The organism is Rhizobium sp. HT1-10 (assembly GCF_049472505.1).
Classification (GTDB): Bacteria; Pseudomonadota; Alphaproteobacteria; order Rhizobiales; family Rhizobiaceae; genus Rhizobium.
In genome coordinates this window covers 197,188-220,153 of record NZ_JBCEBQ010000008.1, presented here as the reverse complement: position 1 = coordinate 220,153, position 22,966 = coordinate 197,188, and the positions used below count along the sequence as shown (strand labels likewise).

General features: G+C 63.1%; 18 protein-coding genes and 1 pseudogene. 15 read left to right on the top strand and 4 right to left on the bottom strand.

All coding sequences use genetic code 11. From position 1 onward, the window contains the following. Nucleotides 1-2: 2 nt before the first annotated feature. Nucleotides 3-794, bottom strand: coding sequence for an exodeoxyribonuclease III (gene xth, locus VH564_RS19760; protein WP_423341568.1), 792 nt, complete (start codon nucleotides 792-794; stop codon nucleotides 3-5). Between the two features lie 127 nt (nucleotides 795-921). Continuing rightward, nucleotides 922-1,254, bottom strand: a complete 333-nt coding sequence (gene erpA, locus VH564_RS19755; protein ID WP_423341567.1) for an iron-sulfur cluster insertion protein ErpA — start codon at nucleotides 1,252-1,254, stop codon at nucleotides 922-924. Between the two features lie 206 nt (nucleotides 1,255-1,460). Here erpA and VH564_RS19750 point away from each other — a divergent pair, with 206 nt between their 5' ends. From VH564_RS19750 to VH564_RS19695, 12 genes and pseudogenes are all read left to right on the top strand, one after another. Next, on the top strand, nucleotides 1,461-2,678 hold the full coding sequence (locus tag VH564_RS19750; RefSeq protein WP_423341566.1) for a deoxyguanosinetriphosphate triphosphohydrolase: 1,218 nt from the start codon (nucleotides 1,461-1,463) through the stop codon (nucleotides 2,676-2,678). Between the two features lie 53 nt (nucleotides 2,679-2,731). Continuing rightward, complete coding sequence (argS, locus tag VH564_RS19745) at nucleotides 2,732-4,492, top strand: arginine--tRNA ligase (RefSeq protein ID WP_423341565.1); 1,761 nt, start codon at nucleotides 2,732-2,734, stop codon at nucleotides 4,490-4,492. Nucleotides 4,493-4,552: 60 nt separating this feature from the next. Further along, the gene (locus VH564_RS19740; RefSeq protein ID WP_423341564.1) at nucleotides 4,553-7,615 is read left to right on the top strand and encodes an SPOR domain-containing protein; all 3,063 of its coding nucleotides are present in this window, start codon (nucleotides 4,553-4,555) and stop codon (nucleotides 7,613-7,615) included. A 111-nt stretch (nucleotides 7,616-7,726) separates the two neighbouring features. Then, on the top strand, nucleotides 7,727-8,740 hold the full coding sequence (gene nagZ, locus VH564_RS19735; protein ID WP_423341563.1) for a beta-N-acetylhexosaminidase: 1,014 nt from the start codon (nucleotides 7,727-7,729) through the stop codon (nucleotides 8,738-8,740). 73 nt (nucleotides 8,741-8,813) lie between these two features. After that, nucleotides 8,814-9,611: a segregation and condensation protein A gene (locus VH564_RS19730; protein WP_423341611.1), complete on the top strand. Its 798-nt coding sequence runs from the start codon at nucleotides 8,814-8,816 to the stop codon at nucleotides 9,609-9,611. A 68-nt stretch (nucleotides 9,612-9,679) separates the two neighbouring features. Beyond that, complete coding sequence (gene scpB / locus VH564_RS19725; RefSeq protein ID WP_423341610.1) at nucleotides 9,680-10,324, top strand: SMC-Scp complex subunit ScpB; 645 nt, start codon at nucleotides 9,680-9,682, stop codon at nucleotides 10,322-10,324. A 203-nt stretch (nucleotides 10,325-10,527) separates the two neighbouring features. After that, complete coding sequence (locus VH564_RS19720) at nucleotides 10,528-10,761, top strand: twin-arginine translocase TatA/TatE family subunit (protein WP_423341562.1); 234 nt, start codon at nucleotides 10,528-10,530, stop codon at nucleotides 10,759-10,761. Nucleotides 10,762-10,815: 54 nt separating this feature from the next. Then, nucleotides 10,816-11,376: pseudogene (gene tatB, locus VH564_RS19715) on the top strand (Sec-independent protein translocase protein TatB); the annotation flags it as partial. A gap of 266 nt (nucleotides 11,377-11,642) precedes the next feature. Then, nucleotides 11,643-12,470 (top strand): twin-arginine translocase subunit TatC, encoded by an 828-nt coding sequence (tatC, locus tag VH564_RS19710; RefSeq protein ID WP_423341561.1) that lies wholly within the window; start codon nucleotides 11,643-11,645, stop codon nucleotides 12,468-12,470. 98 nt (nucleotides 12,471-12,568) lie between these two features. Further along, the gene (serS, locus tag VH564_RS19705) at nucleotides 12,569-13,852 is read left to right on the top strand and encodes a serine--tRNA ligase (protein ID WP_423341560.1); all 1,284 of its coding nucleotides are present in this window, start codon (nucleotides 12,569-12,571) and stop codon (nucleotides 13,850-13,852) included. Nucleotides 13,853-14,075: 223 nt separating this feature from the next. Further along, on the top strand, nucleotides 14,076-14,729 hold the full coding sequence (locus VH564_RS19700) for a protein-L-isoaspartate(D-aspartate) O-methyltransferase (RefSeq protein WP_423341559.1): 654 nt from the start codon (nucleotides 14,076-14,078) through the stop codon (nucleotides 14,727-14,729). 164 nt (nucleotides 14,730-14,893) lie between these two features. Next, nucleotides 14,894-16,483: a peptidoglycan DD-metalloendopeptidase family protein gene (locus VH564_RS19695; RefSeq protein WP_423341558.1), complete on the top strand. Its 1,590-nt coding sequence runs from the start codon at nucleotides 14,894-14,896 to the stop codon at nucleotides 16,481-16,483. A 291-nt stretch (nucleotides 16,484-16,774) separates the two neighbouring features. On the opposite strand, the gene VH564_RS19690 is transcribed toward VH564_RS19695, so the two are convergent. Continuing rightward, entirely contained in the window at nucleotides 16,775-18,325 is a 1,551-nt protein-coding gene (locus VH564_RS19690; RefSeq protein ID WP_423341557.1) for a putative bifunctional diguanylate cyclase/phosphodiesterase, read from the bottom strand. A 205-nt stretch (nucleotides 18,326-18,530) separates the two neighbouring features. Then, entirely contained in the window at nucleotides 18,531-19,403 is an 873-nt protein-coding gene (locus VH564_RS19685; protein ID WP_423341556.1) for an ATP-binding protein, read from the bottom strand. Between the two features lie 204 nt (nucleotides 19,404-19,607). On the opposite strand from VH564_RS19685, the gene yajC reads away from it, so the two are divergent. The 3 genes from yajC (at nucleotide 19,608) to VH564_RS19670 (ending at nucleotide 22,959) form a co-directional block, all read left to right on the top strand. Continuing rightward, nucleotides 19,608-19,958 carry a preprotein translocase subunit YajC gene (yajC, locus tag VH564_RS19680; protein WP_423341555.1) on the top strand — a complete coding sequence of 117 codons (351 nt, stop codon included), beginning with the start codon at nucleotides 19,608-19,610 and terminating at the stop codon, nucleotides 19,956-19,958. Between the two features lie 62 nt (nucleotides 19,959-20,020). Beyond that, nucleotides 20,021-22,570 carry a protein translocase subunit SecDF gene (gene secDF / locus VH564_RS19675; protein WP_423341554.1) on the top strand — a complete coding sequence of 850 codons (2,550 nt, stop codon included), beginning with the start codon at nucleotides 20,021-20,023 and terminating at the stop codon, nucleotides 22,568-22,570. Continuing rightward, nucleotides 22,570-22,959, top strand: coding sequence for an Mth938-like domain-containing protein (locus VH564_RS19670; protein WP_423341553.1), 390 nt, complete (start codon nucleotides 22,570-22,572; stop codon nucleotides 22,957-22,959). Before secDF ends, VH564_RS19670 begins: the two co-directional genes overlap by 1 nt. The last annotated feature ends 7 nt before the right edge of the window (nucleotides 22,960-22,966 follow it).

Sequence of the window (22,966 nt, the reverse complement as noted above, 5' to 3'; positions counted from 1 at the left end):
TTTCAGGCCGCGAAATCGAAATGGGCCACCACGGGCACGTGGTCCGACGGCTTCTCCCAGGCGCGGACGTGTTTTTCGACCGATGCCGAGGTCATCCGGTCGGCGGCTTCGGCCGACAGCATCAGATGGTCGATGCGGATACCGTTGTTCTTAGGCCAGGCGCCGGCCTGGTAGTCCCAGAATGTATAGAGTTTTGCAGCATCGCTGGTCGCGCGTAGCGCATCCGTGAGGCCCAGATTCTCCAGCCGGCGGAACGCCTGGCGGGTCTGCGGCAGATAGAGCGCGTCGTTGGCCCAGACCTTAGGGTCGAAGCAATCCTGTGGTTCCGGAATGACATTGTAGTCGCCGGCCAGAATGAGCGGCTCCTCAAGCGCCAGGCGCCCGACGGCAAATGCGTGCAGGCGCTCCATCCAGGCGAGCTTGTACGGATATTTCTCGGTATCGATCGGATTGCCGTTCGGGAGGTAGAGGCAGCCGACCCTGAGGTTGCGACCGCCCGCTATCGAGAACGTAGCCTCGATGAAGCGGGATTGCTCGTCGGCATCGTCGCCCGGCAGGCCACGCATGACGGCGTCGGGGACCTGCTTCGACAGGATTGCCACGCCGTTGAAGCCCTTCTGGCCATGGGTCTCGACATGATAGCCGAGCGCCTCGATCTCCGCCCGGGGGAAGCCCTCGTCGACCGACTTGATTTCCTGCAGGCAGGCGATGTCGGGACTGGAATCGGTCAGCCACTGGCGCAGATTGTCGATACGGGCCTTGATGCCGTTGATATTCCAGGTGGCGATCTTCATGGGCGAGGGACTCCTTGATGGCTCCTTTTACCGCCGGCAGGTCGGCTTGGCCATTGCATCGCGACAAAAGAAAAACCGGCCGACAGCTGTTGCCGTCGACCGGTTCGGTTGTGTGCGGTCTCTTTGATCAGACCGAGAAGCTGGTGCCGCAGCCGCAGCTGGCGACGGCATTCGGATTGTTGATCTGGAAGGACTGGCCGAGCAGGTTGTCGACGAAGTCGATCTGCGAGCCGGCCATGTAGATCAGCGACAGCTTGTCGATGAAGACGGTCGCGTCGCCCTTGGCAACGATGATGTCGTCATCCTGCGGACCTTCCGCCAGGTCGAACTTGTAGGAAAAACCGGAGCAGCCACCGCCTTCGACGGCGACGCGGAGCGCGCTTTTGCCGGCTTCGGCGCTGACGATCGCGGCGATTCGCTTGGCGGCGGAATCCGAAAGGGTTACACTTGTTTCGGTCATGCGGTCCTCCAGCCGGGGGCAAGGCCCGGAGAGAATGGGTTGCGGTCGGCGTTCAAACGCCTGATATCCACTGTGATTATCACGAAAGCCGTGGGGGCGACAGCAAACAGTTGGGAATTTCGCCCCGCTGCTTTGCCGTTGTCCGGAACTGTAGGTATGAAGGCGGAGAAGCGCCGTCAATGGCCAGGCGCCCATATGGATGGAATATGACGATCGACAGGCATGCATTGGGTTTCGGCACGGGTGAACGGGCGATCTATGCCGCCGATCCCTGGACGACGCGTGGCCGGCTCTATGCCGAATCCTCGAGCCCGACCCGCTCGGACTTCCAGCGCGACCGGGATCGCATCGTCCACACAACGGCTTTCCGGCGCCTGAAACACAAGACCCAGGTTTTCATCGCCCAGGACGGCGACCATTATCGCACGCGGCTGACGCACACGATCGAGGTGGCGCAGGTGGCAAGGGCGCTTGCCCGCGCGCTGCGGCTGGACGAGGATCTCGCCGAGGGCGTGGCCCTGGTCCATGATTTCGGCCACACGCCGTTCGGTCATACCGGCGAGGATGCGCTGCATGAGATGCTGCTGCCCTATGGCGGCTTCGACCACAACGCCCAATCGCTGCGCATCGTCACCAAGCTCGAGCGGCGCTACGCCGAGTTCGACGGGCTCAACCTGACATGGGAGATGCTCGAAGGCCTAGTCAAGCACAACGGACCGTTGCTCGGGCCCGATGGCCAGGGGACGCATGGTCCGGTGCCGCAGCCGATCCTCGACTATTGCGAGCTGCATGACCTGGAGATCGGCAGCTTTGCCAGTCTCGAGGCGCAGGCGGCGGCGATTGCCGACGACATCGCCTACAACACCCATGACATCGACGACGGACTGCGCTCAGGCTATCTGAGCTTCGAGATGCTTGAGGACATTCCGTTCCTGGCGGGCCTGATGGCCGAGGTCCGTGACCGCTATCCCGGTCTGGAGGCCAGCCGCTTTACCCACGAGATCATGCGCCGGCAGATCACCCGCATGGTCGAGGACGTCATCTCGGTGGCTCAGGCCAACCTGTCGGCGATCCGCCCGAGCAGCGCCCAGGACATCCGCAACGCCGGCCGCGTGGTCGTCGCCTTCTCGCCCGAGATGGCCGAAACCGACAGGCAGATCAAGGCGATGCTGTTCAAGCGCATCTATCGTCATCCGGACATCATGCGGATCAGGGCGGGTGCGGCTGAGATCGTCACCGACCTGTTCCACGCCTATATGGCTGATCCGCGCGAGATGCAGAGCCACTACTGGGTCGATCACATCTCGGGTCTGGCGGAGGCCGCGGGTGCCCGCCATGTTGGCGATTACCTGGCAGGAATGACCGATACCTACGCCATCAGTGCCCACCGACGCTTGTTTGACCAGACTCCGGATTTACGCTAGGCACCCGTCGCAGACGCATGGCTGACCGAAACCGCCCACGCTTGGAATTGATTATGAACCTATTCACAGACTTCGAAGCCAGAATTAAGCTCGCCCTTGAAGATATTGATATCATCAAGGAAAAGCGATCCGAGCTCGATTTCCGTCGCGTCGGTATCGAGCCGCCGCGCGATCCAAGTCATGGCGACGTGGCGACCAACGCGGCCATGGTCCTGGCCAAGGCCGTCGGCACCAATCCACGGGTTCTGGCCGATGTGATCGGCGCAAAGCTGCGCGAGGACGCCGACATCGCCGAGGTCTCCGTTGCCGGTCCGGGCTTCATCAACATCCGCCTGTCGGTCGGCTACTGGCAGCGGCTGCTGGCGGCGATGATCGCCAATGGCGAGACCTTCGGCAAGTCGACAGTCGGGGACGGCATCAACGTCAATGTCGAATATGTCTCGGCCAATCCGACCGGTCCGATGCATGTCGGCCATTGCCGCGGCGCCGTCGTCGGCGACACGCTGGCCAACCTCCTGGAATTCGCCGGCTATGGCGTGACCAAGGAATACTACATCAACGATGCCGGCTCGCAGATCGACGTGCTGGCCCGCTCCGTGTTCCTGCGCTACCGCGAGGCGCTCGGCGAGCAGATCGGTGATATCCCGGCCGGCCTCTATCCGGGCGATTACCTTGTCCCGGTTGGCAAGGCCCTTTCGGACGAGTTCGGCACCAAGCTGCGCAGCATGCCGGAGGCCCAGTGGCTGCCCATCGTCAAGGACAAGGCCATCGATGCGATGATGGTGATGATCCGCGAGGACCTGGCGGCGCTTAACGTGCGCCATGACGTGTTCTTCTCGGAGCGCACGCTGCACGACAATGGAGCGGCGCCGATCCGCACGGCCATCAACGACCTGACCTTCAAGGGCTTCGTCTACAAGGGCACCCTGCCGCCACCGAAGGGGCAGCTGCCGGAAGACTGGGAAGACCGCGAGCAGACGCTGTTCCGCTCGACCGAAGTCGGTGACGACATCGACCGGCCGCTGATCAAGTCTGATGGCTCCTATACCTATTTCGCTGCCGACGTGGCCTACTTCAAGAACAAGTACGACCGTGGCTTCAACGAGATGATCTATGTGCTCGGCGCCGACCATGGCGGCTACGTCAAGCGGCTGGAAGCGGTGGCGCGCGGCGTCTCCGACGGACAGGCGAAGCTTACCGTGCTGCTCTGCCAGCTGGTCAAGCTGTTCCGCAACGGCGAGCCGGTGAAGATGTCGAAGCGCTCCGGCGACTTCGTGACGCTGCGTGACGTGGTCGAGGAAGTCGGCCGCGATTCCGTGCGCTTCATGATGCTCTACAGAAAGAGCTCCGAGCCGCTCGATTTTGACTTTGCCAAGGTGACGGAACAGTCGAAGGACAATCCGGTCTTCTACGTGCAGTATGCCCACGCCCGCTGCATGTCGATCTTCCGCCAGGCCAGCGAAGCCTTCCCCGGCCTCGAGGTGTCGGTCGAGGAGATGGCGGCTGCCGTGCATGGCGCCATCGTCGATCCGACCGAGCTGGCGCTGATCGCCAAGCTGGCCGAATTCCCGCGGATCATCGAGAGCGCAGCCCAGGCGCAGGAGCCGCATCGCATCGCTTTTTACCTGTATGACCTGGCGAGTTTCTTCCATGGTCATTGGAATAAAGGTAAAGATTTTCCAGAATTACGATTTGTTAACGATAAAAACCGAGAATTGAGCATTGCCAGACTTGGGCTGGTGCACGCTGTCGCGTCGGTTTTGAAATCAGGGCTCGGTATTACCGGGACCGCAGCACCGGCTGAAATGCGATAAACGTCACCATTTACCCACATTGCGCTGGCAATAGCGTAGCAGTTGCGGGTGGATGAAGTAATGGCTGAAAAACAGTTGGCGTACCGCGCAGGCGGAAAAGATGAGTTCTTCGCGGACGATGATCCGCTGGCAGAACTCGCCCGCATCGTCGGATACGACAAGCGGCCATCCACACCTGTGGCTGCCAATCAGCGACAGGAACCCGCCTTCGATCTCGAAGATGAGCTTTTGCGCGAGTTCGAGCGCTACGACGCGCCTCGGGGCGCGCCGGCATCGCAGCCGGCGCCAAGCGTCGAGGCCAATCGTGCGCCGGACGTTTCCCCTGAGCCCGACCGCGGCGAAGACCTGCCGGCCGAAACGACTGCCGATTTCGAAGAGGCCTATGCGCCGCAGGCCCGTCACGAGCCGCAAGCTCCGCACGTGCCTGAGCCGCAGCCCGCCTACGAAAATGAAGGTGCCTACTCGGCGCCCGTTGCCGCCAACGATTCGACGCAATGGAACCCTGCCGAAGAAAGCTGGGATTCCGTCGTTGAGCCCGCGACCATGCCGGTCGATGAAGAGCTGGTCGTCGAACAGGCCGTTGCAGGGGCAGCCTCTGCGCCCCGCGATCTTGCCGACGAGCTTGAGATGTCGATCGGTGCTCCCGAGGTTCAGCCTGTCGCGCCGAAGACGCAACAGTGGGCCGCCGCCACGATCCGTCTTCCGCTGGCCAATTTCAATGCGCCGCGCCGCGACGCATCTACGATGCCGGCGCCGGAGCCGGTGATCGACATTCCGACATCGCAGCCTGCGCCGGTCGCCGGTTTCGAGTCGCCAATGGCGCTCGACTATCCGGCCGAGATCGACCGTCATGAGTCGGTCCAGCCTGAGGCTTCCGTCGTCGCAGCGCCCGAGCCGGTCTTTGCCGAGCCGGAGGAGGTGGCGGTTTCCAGCTTCGATCAGCCGTCCGCTGATCTCGACACCGAGTTCCGGGCCGCTGCCGCCGTTGCAGAACCGGTTGCCTCGCCGTCTTCAGGCTATCAGGGCCTTGATATCGACGATCTTCTGGCCGACGTCTCGCGCTATCCGGTCCCGTCGCGCGAAGAGATCGCCGCCCGCTTTGATTCCTCCTTGGCGAAACCGGTGGCGCCTGCCGCCCCCGAGGCGGCGCCTGCTGCGGCGATGCCGGCCGAGGTCCGTCAGCCCGATCCGGCGCCCGTGGCGCAGGCTGCGGCCGATGAAGGCATCGATGGCTTCGACGATCATGATTTCGACCTGGATCTCGCCGATATCGAACTCGAACTGGCCGAACTGGATTTTTCCGAGCCGAAGCCTGTGGCAGCGGCCGTAGTGGCGTCTCCTGTTGTGACCGAGCCGGTCGCGGACTGGCGTCAGCCGGCGCCGGCCGCTGAGCCGCGCTACGATGCGCCACAGCATCGCTATGAAAAGCCAATTGTTTCAAGCTTTGCCACGCAGCAGGACGAGCGTTACGAGGCGCCGTCTTTTGCTGCGCCCATGGCCGCCGCTGCCGTTGCCGCAGGCGTTTCTGCCCATGAACCTGCGCCTGTGGTCGACGAGGAGCAGGAGTTGCCCTTCGATCCGAATGAAATCGGCGAGACGGAAGACCGCGTCGAGAGCTTCGAGGGCATCCACGTTCCGGCATTGCCGCCGGCCGAGCCGGAAGAGCCCGTCAGCGCCGTTCCGGATTACGACTTCGACATCGATGCCGAAATGGCGAACCTGTTCAACGCTCCGGCCGATGCGACGCCGGAACCCGCCCGAGCGGCTCCCATCGCCGAAGCGGCGGTGACGCAGGGTTTTGCCGCTGCGGCTGCGCCTGTGCGCGGCGTGACGATGCAGGCGAAGGCCGGCGAGGGGCTCGATGAATTCGAGCGGGCGCTCGAGGAGGATTTCCGTCGCAGCTTCCGCGAGACGTCGAACCCGCCCGAGAATGTCTCGCAACTGATGTTCGAATCCTCCCACACTGCCAACGACCGCTGGCGTGCCCGCTCCATGCGCGGCTTGGCGATCGCCGCCGCTGCCGTGGTGGTGCTGGGCGGAGGTGCCTATGGCATGTATCGTTGGGTCGCGCACAGCGGCTCGCCATTGAGCTTTGCCTCGGGCGAACCTCGCGTCATTACCGCCGACAAGGACCCGATCAAGGTTGTGCCGGCCGATCCGGGCGGCAAGGTTGTCCCCAACCAGGACAAGGCCGTCTATGACCGCGTTGCCGGTGCGGCCAACCAGCCGCCGAAGCAGAAGGAACTCGTCACCTCGGACGAGCAGCCGGTCGACGTCGTCCAGAAAACGCTGATCCCGGAAAACAGCTTGCCTGACGACAGCGAGGGCAGCCTTGAGGCGGCCAACCAGTCGACGCCTGTCGGTGAGACGGAAGATCCGCGCCTGCTGCCGGGCCAGGGCAACGCCGCTCCCGTCAACGGCCAGGACAATTCAGCCGTTGCACCGCGCCGTGTCCGGACGATGATCGTCAAGCCTGACGGCTCGCTGGTCGCCCGCGAGGAAGCGCCACCGGTCGATGACAACGTCACGACATCGACGGCAACGGCAACGCCGACCCCTGCTGCCAATACACAGGTGGCGTCCGCCAGCGACAGCGATGGACCGAGCGCGGAAAGCGCACCGATCCGGACCGTGAAAACGACGCAGCTGGCCAACACGCCACCTGCACTGGCTGCTGCAACGCCGGCTGCCGATGCGCCTCTCGCGGCAACCACCGATACCGCGCCGATCCCGACCGTTCGTCCGACAAGACCGAACAGCACGACGCCTCCGCCAGCCGCGCAGGTCGCCGCCAAGCCACCGGTTGCAACACAACCGACCCAAGTCGCCTCGGCCAATCCGGCGACGCCACCGGTCAAGGCACCGGCTGCCGTTTCGACAGGCGGTTATGTCATGCAGATCGCGTCGCTGCCTTCGGAAGACGAAGCCAAGCGCTCGCAGGCCAACATGTCGGCGAAATATGCCAGCGTTCTCGGTGGACGGCCGATGGAGGTCCGCAAGGTGGATATCGCCGGCAAGGGCACCTATTACCGCGTCCGCGTCGCCGCAGGCTCCAAGGACGATGCCGCCGCTCTCTGCACCAAATTCCGGGCCGCCGGCGGGACCTGCCTGATCTCGAAGTAAGGGATCGATCCAACCATCTGCGAACGGCGGGCCTCGGCCCGCCGTTCTTTTTTGTGCAAGAGCCCAGCCTGCCGCTCGTCATCGTCAACCGGCGTCTCTATTGTTTTTGACATGACCGAATCAAAAGCAATGATCCTGGGCTGCAGCGGCCTGTCCATCACTCCCGAAGAGCGCGCCTTCTATGCGGGCGAACGGCCCTGGGGCTTCATTCTGTTTGGCCGCAATATCGGCGAGCCGGCGCAGATCAGCGATCTGGTGGCCGCGCTGCGCGACAGCGTCGGCGCGGATGTGCCTGTCCTGATCGACCAGGAAGGGGGCAGGGTTCAGCGTATCCGCCCGCCGATCCTACCGCATTATCCCTCGGGACAAGCGCTGGGCGACATCTATCGTCGCGACCGCGAGGCCGGGCTGCGGGCCGCTTGGCTGATGTCGCGGCTGCATGCTTTCGACCTCCTGAAGTTTGGCATCAACATCGACTGCCTGCCGGTGCTCGACGTGCCGATCGAGGGCAGCAGCAATGTCATCGGCAATCGCGCCTATGGCGGCGATCCCGTCATCGTCACCGAGATGGGGCGCGCGGCAGCCGAGGGTCTGAAGGCTGGCGGCGTGCTGCCGGTCATGAAGCATGTGCCGGGACATGGTCGTGGTTTTGCGGATTCGCACCACGAGCTTCCCGTCGTCACCGTTTCGCGGGCTGAACTCGAAGCCCATGATTTTCCGCCATTCATGGCATTGAAGGACGAACTGATGGCGATGACCTGCCATGTCGTCTTCACCGACATCGACCCTCAGAACCCCGCCACCACCTCCAAGATCGTCATCGACGAGATCATCCGCGATTATATCGGCTTCAGGGGCCTGCTGATCTCCGACGACACGTCGATGAATGCGCTCAAGGGCACGATCGGCGAGCGCGCGGCGAATATCGTTGCGGGCGGCTGCGATATCGTGTTGCATTGCAACGGCCTGATGGATGAGATGCAGCAGGTGGTGCGCAATGTTCCGGTTCTCGCAGGTGCCGGTCTGGAACGGGCCAGGCGTGTCGAAGCGGCCTTCGGCCATAGCGATGGCGCCGACGAGGCTGCCATTCGTGCCGAGTTCGACGGGATGCTGGCGATCGCCTGAGTGGGCGGTCATCAAGGGGGTTTGAGTGAGTAGTGGTAAGGCGACGGATCTGACCAAGGCGGCGGCAACGCCGATGGATCGCCTATGGCAGGAAAACACCGCCGACCGGGACCCACACGAGCCGGCGCTGGTCATCGATATCGCCGGCTTCGAAGGACCGCTCGATCTGCTGCTGCATCTGGCTCGAAACCAGAAGGTCGATCTGTCACGGATCTCTGTGCTGGCGCTGGCCGAGCAATATCTTGTCTTCGTCGAGACCGCGCGGCGGGTGCGCATCGAGCTTGCTGCCGATTACCTTGTCATGGCCGCCTGGCTCGCCTTCCTGAAGTCGAAGCTGCTGATTCCCCAGCAAAACAAGGACGAGGGTCCAAGCGGCGAGGAAATGGCAGAGGCGCTGGCGTTTCGCCTGAAGCGTCTCGAAGCCATGCGCGATGCGGCCGCCAATCTCGTCAACCGCAACCGGCTTGGTCGCGACATATTTGCCCGCGGTGCCCCGGAGCACATACCGGACCAGCGACAGTCGGCGTTCGATGCCAGCCTCTACGACCTGCTCAACGCCTATGCCGGACTGCGTCAGCGCCAGGCGATCACGCAGGTGACGATCGAGCGCCGGACGGTGTGGTCGCTGGTCGAGGCGCGCGCCATCCTGACGCGAATGATCGGTGACGTGCCGGAGTGGACGGCGCTGGAGCACTATCTGCTGCGCTACATGACCGATCCGAGCGAAAGGGTGACGGCCATCGCCAGCGCCTTCGCCGCCTCGCTGGAACTCGTGCGCGAAGGCAAGATGGAAATCCGCCAGGAGGCTGCCTTCCAGCCGATCTACATGCGGCGCGGACCCAAGCACAGCGTGCTTGACGCGGGGGAATAGGAGTGGGCGTGTCGGAAGCGGAAGATCACGATGAGGCGAGCGGGCAGGCGGTTGCCGATGCGGCGCGCCTGCGCGAAGCCGAACGGATTGCCGAAGCGCTGATTTTCGCCTCGGCGATGCCCGTCTCCGAGACCTATATCCGCGACCGCCTGCCGGCTGGCATCGACGTACGTGCCTTGATGCTGCGGCTGCGCGAGGATTATGCGGGGCGGGGTGTCAATCTCGTCCAGGCCGACGACGCCTGGGCGTTCCGGACTGCCGCCGATCTGTCCTTCTTCATCCGCCGCGACGAGAACGAGGTCCGCAAGCTGTCGCGGGCGGCGCTCGAAGTGCTGTCGATCGTCGCCTACCACCAGCCGGTGACGCGCGCCGAAATCGAGGACATCAGGGGCGTGCAGACCTCCAAGGGCACGCTGGATGTGCTGATGGAAGCCGGATGGGTGCGTTTTCGCGGTCGCCGGCGCACGCCGGGCCGGCCGGTGACGCTCGGGACCACACGGGATTTCCTCGACCATTTCGGGCTGGAAGAGCTGCGGGATCTGCCTGGTCTCGAAGAGTTGAAGGGCGCGGGCCTGCTATCCGGCCGCATTCCGGCCAACTTCAATATGCCGTCGCCTGTCATGAGCGACGAGTTGACCGAGGACGAAGATCCCATCACCCAGTTGGATCTCGAGGAACTCGGACTGCTGGCGCCGACCGGCGCGCCCGATTGACGTTGGCGATCAGAGGCTTGCGCCGCAAGGCGGGTTTTAGGCGGCGATTTGCCAAGACTTCGTCTGCAACCGGGCTAGGACACTCGTCGGCCGCGACAGTCGGGCGGTTATCGGCATCAAGTCTGCGCGACGGGTGATTTTGGTGTTTGAAAATGGGCGGCAAACCGCTTACATCCTACGGACATAACACAAGGGGTATCGCAATGGGTTCTTTTAGTATGTGGCACTGGCTGATCGTTCTGGCCATCGTGCTGTTGTTGTTCGGCCGTGGCAAGATCCCGGAACTGATGGGCGACGTCGCCAAGGGCATCAAGAGCTTCAAGAAGGGCATGACCGACGAGGACGAAACGGCAGCGACGCGCGACGCGCAGCGCGGCGATCCCATCCGTCCGGAAATGGGCCGCACTGTCGATCACAAGGCCGACGAAACGAAATAACCACGATGGGGTGCATGGCGGCCTCTTCGTGCCGTGCCTGCCCAGGAGCCTTTCATGTTCGATATAGGTTGGAGCGAACTGCTCGTCATAGCGGTTGTTTTGATCGTTGTCGTCGGCCCGAAAGACCTGCCGCCCATGCTGCGGACGTTCGGCAAGACGATGACGCGTTTCCGCAAGATGGCCGGCGAGTTCAGGGCGCAATTCGACGACGCCCTGAGGGAAGCCGACCTCGATGACGTCAGGCAGACCATAGCCGATGCCCAGAAGCTGAATCCCGCGCACAGTCTGCGGGAGGCGATGAACCCGCTCCGGCAAATGGGTAACGACATCAAGGCCGATCTGCAGCGCTCGACGTCAGTCGAGCACACTCCGGACACGCAGCCGGCAGCCATTGCCGCCGGCACACCGTCGCCCGAGCCTGCCGCATCGGTGGCCGTGGAGACCGCCGAAGCGTCGAAAGTGATTGCTCCGCCGCCCGAGGTGGTGTCGGAGGCGGTCACCAAGCCAAAGCCGCTACGCAAACCGCGCACGAAGCCGGAGCTTGTTGTCACCGAGGTGCCGGCGCCGGACACGGTTGTCGAATCTATCCCGGCTCCCAAGGCGCCGCGCAAGCCGCGCGTCAAGGCGGAAGCGCTTGTTGTCGATGCCTCCGTGCCCGTTGTCACCGAAGTGCTGTCGCCCGTAAAGCCTGTTCGCCGGTCGCGCGCCAGGGTCGAGACGACACAGCTCTCGGAGCCCTCCGTCGTCGAGCCTGCGCAGGTGGGGCTGCCTGCCGACGACAAACCGAAGCGAGCCGCGCGCAAGCCTGCGGCATCGTGCGCTTCGACAGAATCACCCACCGGTTCGCCGCCTTCAGCGCCTGTCACCAAGGAAAATGATGCATGACCAGTGACATCGGCGATAAGCCGCAGCCGCTTATCGAACACCTCATGGAGCTGCGCACGCGGCTTATGTGGTCGATCGCGGCCTTCTTCGTCGCCTTCGTTGTCTGCTTCACCTTTGCCAAGCAGCTGTTCAATTATCTGGTCTATCCCTATAAATGGGCTGTCATCTGGGCTCACCTCGATGTTGCCAAGTCGCAGCTGATCTACACGGCGCCGCAGGAGTTCTTCTTCACGCAGGTGAAGGTCGCCATGTTCGGCGCGCTGGTCATCGCCTTTCCGATCATTGCCGCACAGGTCTACAAGTTCGTCGCCCCCGGCCTCTACAAGAACGAGCGTAACGCCTTCCTGCCGTTCCTGATCGCCTCGCCAGTGCTTTTCCTGATGGGGGCGGCGCTGGTCTATTTCTTCTTCTGCCCGATGGTGATGTGGTTCTTCCTGAAGATGCAGCAGTCGCCGGCCGATGGCGAAATCGCCATCTCGCTGATGCCGAAGGTCTCGGAATATCTCAGCCTGATCATGACGCTGGTGTTTTCCTTCGGTCTGGTGTTCCAACTGCCGGTCATCACCACGCTGCTTGCCCGCGTCGGGTTGCTGACATCGACCTGGCTGGCCGAAAAGCGCAAGTTCGCCATCGTGCTCGCCTTCGTCGTCGCCGCCGTGCTGACACCGCCGGACCCCATGTCGCAGATCGGCCTTGCCGTGCCGACCATCCTTCTCTACGAGATTTCCATCTACGCCGCGCGTATGGTGGAGCGCAGCCGCAAGCGCCAGGTCGAGGAAGATACTGAATCTCCTTCGGCCCTCGCTCCACGCGACGACGACTGAGTTTTACGCCGCATTTCCGCGGATAGCCCTTAAACTCCGGCTGGAGGCTTGGTCAGGCCCCGGCCGGAGCTGTTTTCACGAAGCGACCGGGAACGACGATGCTCGATATCAGATGGATCCGCGACAATGCCGAAGCCCTCGATGCGGCGCTGGCCAAGCGCAGCGCCGAGCCGCAGGCGCAATCGATCATCGCGCTCGACGAGAAGCGCCGCTCCGTCGTCCAGGCACTGCAGGACATGCAGTCGCGCCGCAACGCCGCCTCCAAGGATATCGGTGCGGCGATGGCCCAGAAAAATAGCGAGCTTGCCGAGAAGCTGAAGGCGGAAGTTGCCGAGATCAAGGTCGCCATGCCGGCGGCGGAAGTGGAGGAGCGCGAGCTCACCGCGGCGCTGACCGATGCGCTGTCGCGGCTGCCGAACATTCCGTTCGACGACGTTCCCGTCGGCAAGGACGAGCATGACAATGTCGTGGCCCGCACCTTCGGCGAAAAGCCGCGCTGGAACCACGCGCCTAAGGAGCATTTCGAGATCGGCGAAGCGCTCGGCTACATGGATTTCGAGCGGGCTGCCAAGATTTCCGGCTCGCGCTTCACGGTGCTGACGGGACCGCTGGCGCGGCTCGAGCGGGCGCTCGGCCAGTTCATGCTCGACCTGCATGTCGGCGAGCACGGCTATACCGAAGTCAGCGCGCCGCTGATGGTGCGCGACGAAGCCATGTACGGCACCGGCCAGCTGCCGAAGTTTTCCGAAGACCTTTTCCGCACGACCGATGGCCGTTGGCTGATCCCGACGGCGGAAGTGCCGCTCACCAATCTGGTCTCGGGCGAAATCCTCGAACAGGACAAGCTGCCGCTGCGCTTCACGGCGCTGACGCCATCGTTCCGCTCGGAAGCGGGATCGGCCGGCCGCGACACGCGCGGCATGCTGCGCCAGCACCAGTTCTGGAAGTGCGAGCTTGTGTCGATCACCGATGCCGACAGCGCCGTTGCCGAACACGAGCGGATGACGGCCTGCGCCGAGGAGGTGCTGAAGCGCCTGGGCCTGCATTTCCGCACGATGACGCTCTGCACCGGCGACATGGGCTTTGGCGCCCGCAAGACCTACGACATCGAGGTCTGGCTGCCCGGCCAGGATGCCTACCGCGAAATCTCGTCCTGCTCGGTCTGCGGCGATTTCCAGGGCCGCCGGATGAATGCCCGCTATCGCGGCAAGGATGATAAGGCGACCACCTTCGTCCACACGCTGAACGGCTCCGGCACTGCCGTCGGCCGCTGCCTGATCGCGGTGCTCGAGAATTATCTCAACGAGGACGGCTCGGTGACTGTGCCCGAGGTTCTCGTGCCCTATATGGGTGGATTGAAGACGATCGAGCGGGCAGCTTAGGCGCGGGCAGGGCATTGGAAGTTTTGTCGACCAATCATGACGGATCCCGTCGGGCGCTCCAGCTTCCGCCCGAAGCCGGCCGACGGGTATCTTTTAGCGCATCCTGCGCAGGCCCCGCCCTTCGTCGACAAATACCCATCCTGGTAACATCTTTTAAACCCGATGCCGCCAAGGATCGCGGAAAGGCCCCCATGACGCGGGCGCTTGGTGATGGAGTATCGGTTTGACAGCTCGGCTTCTTGAAAGGGAAGGCTTCGCGGCAGTGGTGCTGCGGCTGCGCGCCGAAGGCATTTCGGACATCGATCTGCTGACCGCCGTCGAGCAGACGCCGCGCTCGCTGTTCGTGCCGCCGCAGGCGGTGGCCGATGCCTATACCAGCCGAACCATCCCGATCGAATGCGGATCGTTCATGGAGGGCATCGACTTGGTCGTGCGTCTCCTGCACCATCTCAAGGTCAGACCCGGCCACCGGGTGCTCGAGGTCGGTACCGGCAGCGGCTTCACGGCGGCCGTCATGGCCCGGCTTGGCGAGCGGGTGCTGACGGTCGACCGCTACAAGACGCTGACGGTGGCGGCGCAGAAGCGCTTCGAGGGTATGTCGATACGCAACATCATCGTGCGCCAGGCGGACGGCAGCGCCGGCATGCCGGGCGAGGGCACGTTCGACCGCATCCTGGTGACCGGCGCCTTCCCCACCATGCCGCGCTTCTATGCCGACCAACTGGTCTCGGGCGGCTCGATGATCACGCCGGTCATGATCTCCGACACGGTCTGCCGCATGGTGCGCCTGACGAAGACCGGCAGCCGGTTCGAGCGTGAGGAGCTTTTCGAGGCTCCCTACCTGCCGATCATCCCGCAGGTCGCCTCCTACCTCTGATCAAGCTGCCGGGCCGCGTCTTCAGCGCCGCGCAGGCGCAATGGGATCGCTATGGTTAGCAATATGTCAAAAAAATCCATATGACTCCAGCGCCTTAACGGCATGGTAAGATTAACGCGCTTTAATGGTCCTCACAGATGGTAGCGTCTTAAGTGGGTCGAGTCATGCGTTTCAGTGTTCCGTTAAATATCAACAAGACCACAGGCAAGGTTCTGGTTGCGGCATTTCTTGCAAGCGCCGCAACAGGCTGCAGCTCCGACGCTTCGCGCTTTGGCGGGATGTTCGGAAGCTCCGGCTCCGACAATATCACCACGAACTCAATTCCGCGGAGGCAGCTGAGTGGCCTTCCAGCCGACCCGGTGCCGCGCGCCAATGTTGCCTCCGGGCAGTCAGATTACGGCGACGGAAATTCCGCGATGAACCAGCCCTATCCGTCGCAGCCGCAGACCTACAAGCCGGCCTATTCCAGCGCCCGCATCGCTTCGGCTCCTCCGGTCCAGCGGTCTGAGCTGGCAGCGCCGGCCGGCATCGCTACATCGGATCATCTGTCAACCCGCCCGCCGCGCGAAGAGCAGCAGGCGATGGCTCAGCCTTATCCGGCCAACCGTGGCGAGCCGCCTCATGCGCTGGCGCCGCCGCGCATGTCGCCGGACCGGACCCTCGCGACAGGCACCACGCCCGGCAAGCCATCCGCCTGGACAGGCGACAATGCGCCGAGCGTCACGCTGCGGCCGGGCGAGAGCACCAAGACGCTCGCCAGCCGCTACGGCGTGCCTGAAAAGGAAATCTTGCGCGTCAATGGCTTGCGCAATTCCGCTTCCGCGCAGCCGGGTACCAAGATCATCATCCCGACCATGAATGGCGGCGCCAATGTCGTGAAGGCATCGTCGCAGGCAACGGATCTCGACAAGAGCGGCAACCAGCCGACGCCGATGAAGGCGCCGGAGCAGGATGCCGCTGTCCTGCCGAACGGCAGCACTGCCCGCGACAAACAGCAGATGAGTGCCGATAACGGCGCCGGCAAGCTTTCCGCCGGTGATGGCAAGGGTCCGACACCCGGCACCTATGTCGTCAAGCCGGGCGATTCGCTGTCCAAGATCGCCAAGGCGACCGGAACGCATATCGACGCCCTGAAGCAGGCCAACACCATCGGAAAGGGCGGCATCCAGGTCGGCCAGACGCTGAAGCTGCCGCATGGTGCGGCCTCGCCGGCTGCCGACCAGCTGAAGACTGCCTCGATCGCTCCGGAGAAGGCACCGGTCAAGGCCGCCGCTCCGGTTGCGGCTGAAGAGCCGACCAAGGTCGCATCTCTGCCGACCCAGTCCGTCAGCGACGCCCAGAAGTCGGATGCCGGCTCGGCCGCACCGGAATCGACCGGCATCGGCAAATATCGCTGGCCGGTGCGCGGCGCTGTCATCGCCGGCTATGGTGCCAATGTCGAAGGCAGCCGCAACGACGGCATCGATATCTCGGTTCCGTCGGGTACGCCGATCAAGGCCGCCGAGAATGGCGTCGTCATCTATGCCGGCAACGGCCTGAAGGCGCTCGGCAACACGGTGCTGGTGCGCCACGACGACGGCACCGTGACCGTCTACGGCAACGCCGACGCCCTCAGCGTGACGCGCGGCCAGAAGATCCAGCGTGGCCAGACCCTGGCGACGTCAGGCATGAGCGGCAACGCCAAGCAGCCGCAGATGCACTTCGAAGTCCGCAAGAACGCATCGCCGGTCAACCCAATGACATTCCTCGAATAGGTAGTGCATCTCGAGGCGTCTGCAAAAAGCCCGGTCATGCCGGGCTTTTTGTCGTTCAGGGCTTGCCTTGCCTCGGCGTGCGGGGTGTTTTTCGGGGGGTGGTGGAGCCGGAAGCGGCCGTTTGTCAGTCAGCCTTACAGTCCAGCTGTTTCAGTGGCGGAGTTGTGGGCGCTGGCCGGACTTCATGGCGGCGGCGCCGTGTTCACTTAGGACGTAGCTCGCTGCGTCGTCGATAAATGTGGGATGCTGGCGCACCCGCCGCGCGTTGCGGCTCGACGCTGGCCTGACACATCAAGCGGCCTGGCGGCTTCTCTTCTGCGGTTGGGCGGCCTGGGATTCGAGCATCTTGAGGGCGTCGTTGGCGGGGACGGCCTTGCCGAAGAGATAGCCCTGGCCGAGGTTGCAGCCCATCCGGGTCAGCGCCCGCAACTGTTCGTTGGTCTCGATGCCTTCGGCGGTCGTCAGGATGTCGAGGCCCTTGCCGAGGCTGATGATGGTTTTCAGGATCTTCCCGTTTTTCTTGATGTCACCGCTCCCCGACACGAAGATGCGGTCGATCTTGATCTTGTCGAAGCTGAAACGCGACAGCTGGCCGAGGCTGGAATAGCCGGTGCCGAAGTCGTCGAGCGCAATGCGTATGCCGGCGTTCCTCAGGTCATCGAGGATGCGCTCTGCCGCGACGAGATCCTGAACGAGGGCGGACTCGGTGATTTCGATTTCCAGCCGCGATGGCGGAACGCCCATCTCCGAGAGGATCGTCAGGATCCGGATGCCGAGCAGTCCGTCGTGCAGCTGTGTCGGCGAGAGGTTGAACGAGAGGATGACGTGGTCCGGCCAATCGCGCGCGTCGGCACAGGCCGTGCGGAACAGTTTTACCGTCAGCTCGGCAATCAGTCCTGTGCGCTCGGCCAGCTCGATGAAGCTGGTGGGCGGGATGAAGTGTCCGGGCGAGGGTTCCCACCGCGCCAGTGCCTCGAAACCGTTGATGCGGCCGGTCTTGAGGTCGACGATCGGCTGGTAGTGCGGCGTGATCGCATTCGCATGGACCGCCTGGCGGAGCTGCTTCTCAAGCTTGGTGCGTTCCTGCCATCGTTCGCGCATCTTGCCTTCGAAAACGCGAACCGTCTTGAAGGGATCGTTCTTGGCGGCTTCCATCGCGACTTCCGCGCAGCGCAGGACATCGCTCATGGAGGCGCCGTCATCCGGAAAAGTGGCATGGCCGGCCGAGATGGAGATATCCATGGCCTGCCCGTTGACGATGACCGGCCGTGCCACGGCCGCCACCAGCTTTTCGGCGACAGCCGCCATATCCGGTTCGCCATTGCGGTCGATCAGCGCAACGAACTCGCGCCCACCGGTCCTGAAGACATTTTGATAGGCAAAGATCTGCTTCAGGCGCTCTGCCATTTCCCGGAGTACGTCATCGGCTGCCTGATGGTCGAAGAGGTCCTTGATCTTGTTGAAGCCGTGGAGTTCGAAGGAGATAATGCCGACAGAACCGCTATCGCCCGCGCAACCGATGCGCTGCTGCAACGAGCGACGGTTGAGGAGCCTCGTCGTCTCGTCGTGGCCGCTCATCCATTCCGCGTCCTGCTCCGCGTGCTTTCGGCGATTTATCTCACGGCGAAGTTCGTGCACGCGGCGGGCGGAATAGATCAGACTGACGAGCCCGGTGACCGATGCGGCGAGCAGTATATCGTCCAATTCGTAGCTGTCGTATTGCGCCACAAGCCTGGATAGCTTTTCGAAGACATCGAAATTTGCCCCCAGCCCCCATATGGCCCCGCCTACGCCTATGAGTGCGACTGCCTCGTGGCCGGCTTTGCTACGAAAAAACGACATAGTGCCTCCATGCGCTGGCTGGTCATAGCCTTTCATGAGGTCAGTCATTTTCCCCATTCGGACCGTAGCGCGGCAGGCTGAAGTATTTCCTAATTAGCACATTAAAATTTATGATATTCGATATTCAAGCATATGCGAAAACGTGGAATCGATGGGGTGACCATTCGGTCCGTGTCTGCGGATGTTTCGAATTGCCTCAGCGAATTCAATCGCGCTCGAGCGTAATTCGCTGCCGACCGGCGAGATCCTGGATATATTGCCAGGCCACGCGCCCCGAGCGTGCGCCTCGCGTCGTCGCCCAGGCGAGCGCCTCGTGGTGCATTTCGGCACGATCGAGCGCAAGCTTGAAGTGATCGGCGTAGCCGTCGATCATCAGCAGATAGTCTTCCTGGCTGCATTTGTGGAAACCGAGCCAAAGGCCGAAACGGTCCGACAACGAGACTTTTTCCTCGACTGCCTCAGAAGGGTTGATGGCCGTCGACTGTTCGTTCTCCATCATGTTGCGCGGCAGGAGATGACGGCGGTTGGAGGTGGCATAGAACAGCACATTGTCCGGCCGCCCCTCGACGCCACCGTCGAGGGCTGCCTTGAGCGACTTGTAGGCCGTGTCGTCATGGTCGAAGGACAGGTCGTCGCAGAAGATGATGACGCGCAGCGGCGCCCCCTTCACCAGGTCGAGCAGCAGCGGCAGTGTCGAGATATCCTCCCGGTGCACCTCCACCAGCTTCAACGGCACGCCGGTTGCCCGGCCGACATCGGCATGCACCGCCTTGACCAGCGACGATTTGCCCATTCCCCGCGCGCCCCACAGCAGCACGTTGTTGGCGGCATAGCCCTCGGCAAAACGCAGCGTGTTCTCATGCAGGATATCGCGCACATGATCGACCCCCCGGATGAGGCCGATCGCCACGCGATTGGGCCTCGGTACCGGCTGGAGATGCTGGCGCGCAGGAGCCCAGACAAAGCAGTCCGCGGCGTCCCAATCATTGATGGCGGGCGGAGGGCCGGCCAGCCGCTCGACGGCCGCCGCAAGGCGGCTGAGTTCGCGCAGGATCAGCAGGTTTTGGTCTTCGGTCACCGTGGTTCCTCCGGAATGGCAGATGGGGCTGAGCCGTAAAAAATCATTTCGCTGCCGGGTAGCATGGCCTTTCCGCAGCCGAAAGGTTAAGACCCTTGGAAAATGGTACGCTGAGCGGCTGTTTTTGTTGCATATACACCGATCACAATGATATCCCGCGCGGTATAACGGGTTGTTTTCCGCCCGGGTCTTGAGGAGCTTCCGATGTTTATCACCAACGCATACGCCCAGAGCGCCACCGATTCCGCCATGGGCGCGTTTGGCGGTTCCGGCATGGAAATGATTTTCCTCTTCGTCCCGCTGATGGTCGTCTGGTATTTCCTGTTGATCCGGCCGCAGCGCGCCCAGGCCCGCAAGCGTGACGACGTGCTGAAGAATATCCGTCGCGGCGACCAGATCGTCACCGGCGGCGGCATCGTCGGCAAGGTCGTCAAGGTCGTCGACGACAAGGAATTGGAAGTCGAAATCGCCGAAGGCGTCAAGGTCCGCGTCGTCCGTACGGCGATCTCGGAAGTGCGCGTCAAGGGTGAGCCGGTCAAGGCAGACGCAGCCTAGCAGCAGAGACCGACGACGGCCAAGCGGCCGCGTCGCGATGAAGCGCCAAAGTCGAGAACGCCATGCTGCAATTCTCCCGCTGGAAGACAATCCTGGTCTGGCTTGCCGTTTTCATCAGCGTCGTCGTCGCCTTGCCCAATCTGTTCAGCGAGCGCCAGCTCGCGCGGTTTCCGAGTTGGCTGCCGCATCACAAGGCCGTTCTGGGCCTTGATCTGCAGGGCGGATCGCGGATCTCGCTGAAGATCGAGCGTGACGAGATCGTTGCAGCACGACTTCAGGCGACCATCAACGATGTCGCCCGCCGCCTGCGCGACGCCAAGATCGCCACATCCGATCTCAGCGGCACCGTCCAGACCATCACCCTGCATCTTGCCGACGCCGGCCAGATGCAGGCGGCGACGGATGCGCTGAAGCCGCTCACCGACAGCATTGGGACCTCCTCGACCGGCGGCGCCATCCGCGAGGCAGCGGTGACATCGGGCAATGACGGCCTGATCACCGTGGCATTGACCAATGACGGCATCAATTTCCGCGTGTCGGCTGCCGTCGACCAGTCGATCGACGTGGTAGAAAACCGAGTCAAGCAGGTTGGTCGTCGTGAGCCGCTGATCGAGAAACAGGGCATCGATCGGTTGATCGTCGAGGTCCCAGGGCTCACCGACCCGCAGCGCCTGAAGACGCTGCTGAACCAGCCCGCCAAGCTTACCTTCAACATGCTGGATACCAGCATGCCGGTGCAGACCGCGATCGATACGCAGCCGCCTGCCAATTCTGAAGTCCTCTATTCGCAGGACGACCCGCCTGAGAGTTATCTGGTGGTCAAGCGGCCTGTTGCCAGCGACCAGAGCATCGTCGGTGCCGAGGCAATACTCGATCCGGCCACCAAGCAGAATGTCGTCACCTTTCAGCTCGACGACAAGGCGACCCAGGCCTTCGCCCAGGCGACCGCCAAGAATGTCGGCAAGCCCTATGTCGCCGTGCTCGACGATCAGGTCATCTCGGCGCCGCTCATCAAGCAGCCGATTACCGACGGCAAGGGCATGCTGGCCGGCAACTTTTCGCCCGAGGGTGCGGCCGACCTTTTGATCCTGCTTCGCTCCGGCTCGCTGCCGGCAACGCTGACCGTTGTCGAAGAGCGCACGATCGAGCCCGGCCTCGGTGCGGATTCGGTGAAGGCCAGCGTCATTGCCGGCATCGTCGGGGCGCTCGCCGTGGTTGGCTTCATGGTGTTCTTCTACGGCTCGCTCGGAGGCTTTGCGACGGCCGCGCTGGTGTTCAACATCATTCTGATCATGGCTGTGCTGAGCTTCTTTCAGGCGACGCTGACCTTGCCTGGCATCGCCGGAATCATCTTCACCATGGGACTAGCGGTCGACAGCAACGTGCTGATCTACGAGCGCATCCGCGAGAAGCTGAAAGCCGGCACACCCTTCGTGCAGGCCTGCGAAAGCGGATTTGCGCGCGCTTATACCACGATCATCGATGCCAACGTGACGACGCTGATCGCCGCCGCCATCCTGTTCTCGATGGGCAGCGGGCCGGTGCGCGGTTTCGCCGTGACGCTCGGCATTGGCATCATTGCATCGCTGTTCACCGCCTTCACGCTGACCCGCTGGCTGATCGCCACCTGGATCAAGCGCCGGCGTCCGAAACATCTGCCGAAGGGCGTGCGGACGGCGATGTTCGACGGCGCCCACATCCGCTTCATGGGCATCCGCCGCTACACCTTCACCGTCTCGGCGGTGCTGTCGCTGATCGCGATGGTTGGATTCTTCTCCGTCGGCATGCATCTCGGCGTCGACTTCACCGGTGGTTCGCTGATCGAAGTCCGGGCGAAGCAGGGCAAGGTGGATATTCCGGACATCAAGACGCGGTTGAGCCAGCTCAATATCGGCGACGTCCAGGCGCGTCCGATCAACAATGCCACCGGCGCGCTGATCCGGCTGCAGTCGCAGGATGGCGGCGAGAATGCCGAGCAATCGGCGGTGACGCTGGTGCGCGGCGAATTGCAGGACGCCTATGAGTTTCGCCGCGTCGAGGTCGTCGGACCGGCGATCTCCGGCCAGCTGACGCGGGCAGGGACCTTCGGTGTGCTCGCCTCGCTTGCGGCGATCTTCATCTATATCTGGGTGCGATTCGCCTGGCAGTATGCGCTCGGCGCCATCATCGCCACGCTTCACGACATCATCCTGACATTCGGCCTGTTCGTCGTGACAGGCATCGAGTTCAATCTGACGAGTATCGCCGCAGTGCTGACGATCATCGGCTATTCGCTGAACGATACCGTCGTCGTCTACGACCGGACCCGCGAGAATCTCAGGCACTACAAGCAGATGCCGCTACCGATCCTGATCGATGCATCGATCAACCAGACGCTATCGCGCACTGTGCTGACGGCGGCCACCACGCTGCTGGCCTTGCTGGCCCTGTCCATCTTCGGCGGCGAGGTCATCCGCTCCTTCACCTTTGTCATGTTCTTCGGCGTTGCCGTCGGTACCTTCTCGTCGATCTATATCGCCGCACCGGTGCTGATCGCCTTCAAGCTTCGGCCGAAGGGCGTTTCGCCGGACCCCGCGCCCGATCTGCCGCCGGCCGGCAAGGCGGTGGCCTGATGGCGCGTGGCATCGAAATACGCTCGGCGCATTTTCCCGGACGCGCGCCGATCGACGTCTATGGCAATGGCGGCTTTCGCTTCGCCGACATGTCCCATCGCGGCTCGCTGCTCTGCCTGCCTTCGGGCATTTACGGCTGGAACGCTGTCGCAGGCGACGCGCTGACGCCGGCGCTCTTCCAGAAGGTGCTCGACGAGGCGGCGGAGATCGAGTTCCTGCTGGTCGGAACCGGCACAGACATGCTGCCGCTGCCGCAGGAGCTTAAGACAGCCCTTCGCGCAGCCGGCATCTCGTCTGATCCAATGAACACCGGTGCGGCCGTTCGGACCTTCAACATCATGCTGTCCGAATCGCGGGCAGTGGCCTGCGCGTTGATCGCCGTCGATTAGGATTGAG

What these genes read in the sequence shown, in the direction of transcription:
- argS (WP_423341565.1), top strand. Translation starts at nt 2,732, where the DNA reads ATGAACCTATTCACAGACTTCGAAGCCAGAATTAAGCTCGCCCTTGAA.
- VH564_RS19720 (WP_423341562.1), top strand. Translation starts at nt 10,528, where the DNA reads ATGGGTTCTTTTAGTATGTGGCACTGGCTGATCGTTCTGGCCATCGTG.
- nagZ (WP_423341563.1), top strand. Translation starts at nt 7,727, where the DNA reads ATGACCGAATCAAAAGCAATGATCCTGGGCTGCAGCGGCCTGTCCATC.
- VH564_RS19695 (WP_423341558.1), top strand. Translation starts at nt 14,894, where the DNA reads ATGCGTTTCAGTGTTCCGTTAAATATCAACAAGACCACAGGCAAGGTT.
- secDF (WP_423341554.1), top strand. Translation starts at nt 20,021, where the DNA reads ATGCTGCAATTCTCCCGCTGGAAGACAATCCTGGTCTGGCTTGCCGTT.
- yajC (WP_423341555.1), top strand. Translation starts at nt 19,608, where the DNA reads ATGTTTATCACCAACGCATACGCCCAGAGCGCCACCGATTCCGCCATG.
- VH564_RS19670 (WP_423341553.1), top strand. Translation starts at nt 22,570, where the DNA reads ATGGCGCGTGGCATCGAAATACGCTCGGCGCATTTTCCCGGACGCGCG.
- VH564_RS19730 (WP_423341611.1), top strand. Translation starts at nt 8,814, where the DNA reads ATGGATCGCCTATGGCAGGAAAACACCGCCGACCGGGACCCACACGAG.
- VH564_RS19750 (WP_423341566.1), top strand. Translation starts at nt 1,461, where the DNA reads ATGACGATCGACAGGCATGCATTGGGTTTCGGCACGGGTGAACGGGCG.
- tatC (WP_423341561.1), top strand. Translation starts at nt 11,643, where the DNA reads ATGACCAGTGACATCGGCGATAAGCCGCAGCCGCTTATCGAACACCTC.
- xth (WP_423341568.1), bottom strand. Translation starts at nt 794, where the DNA reads ATGAAGATCGCCACCTGGAATATCAACGGCATCAAGGCCCGTATCGAC.
- erpA (WP_423341567.1), bottom strand. Translation starts at nt 1,254, where the DNA reads ATGACCGAAACAAGTGTAACCCTTTCGGATTCCGCCGCCAAGCGAATC.
- VH564_RS19740 (WP_423341564.1), top strand. Translation starts at nt 4,553, where the DNA reads ATGGCTGAAAAACAGTTGGCGTACCGCGCAGGCGGAAAAGATGAGTTC.
- serS (WP_423341560.1), top strand. Translation starts at nt 12,569, where the DNA reads ATGCTCGATATCAGATGGATCCGCGACAATGCCGAAGCCCTCGATGCG.
- VH564_RS19690 (WP_423341557.1), bottom strand. Translation starts at nt 18,325, where the DNA reads ATGTCGTTTTTTCGTAGCAAAGCCGGCCACGAGGCAGTCGCACTCATA.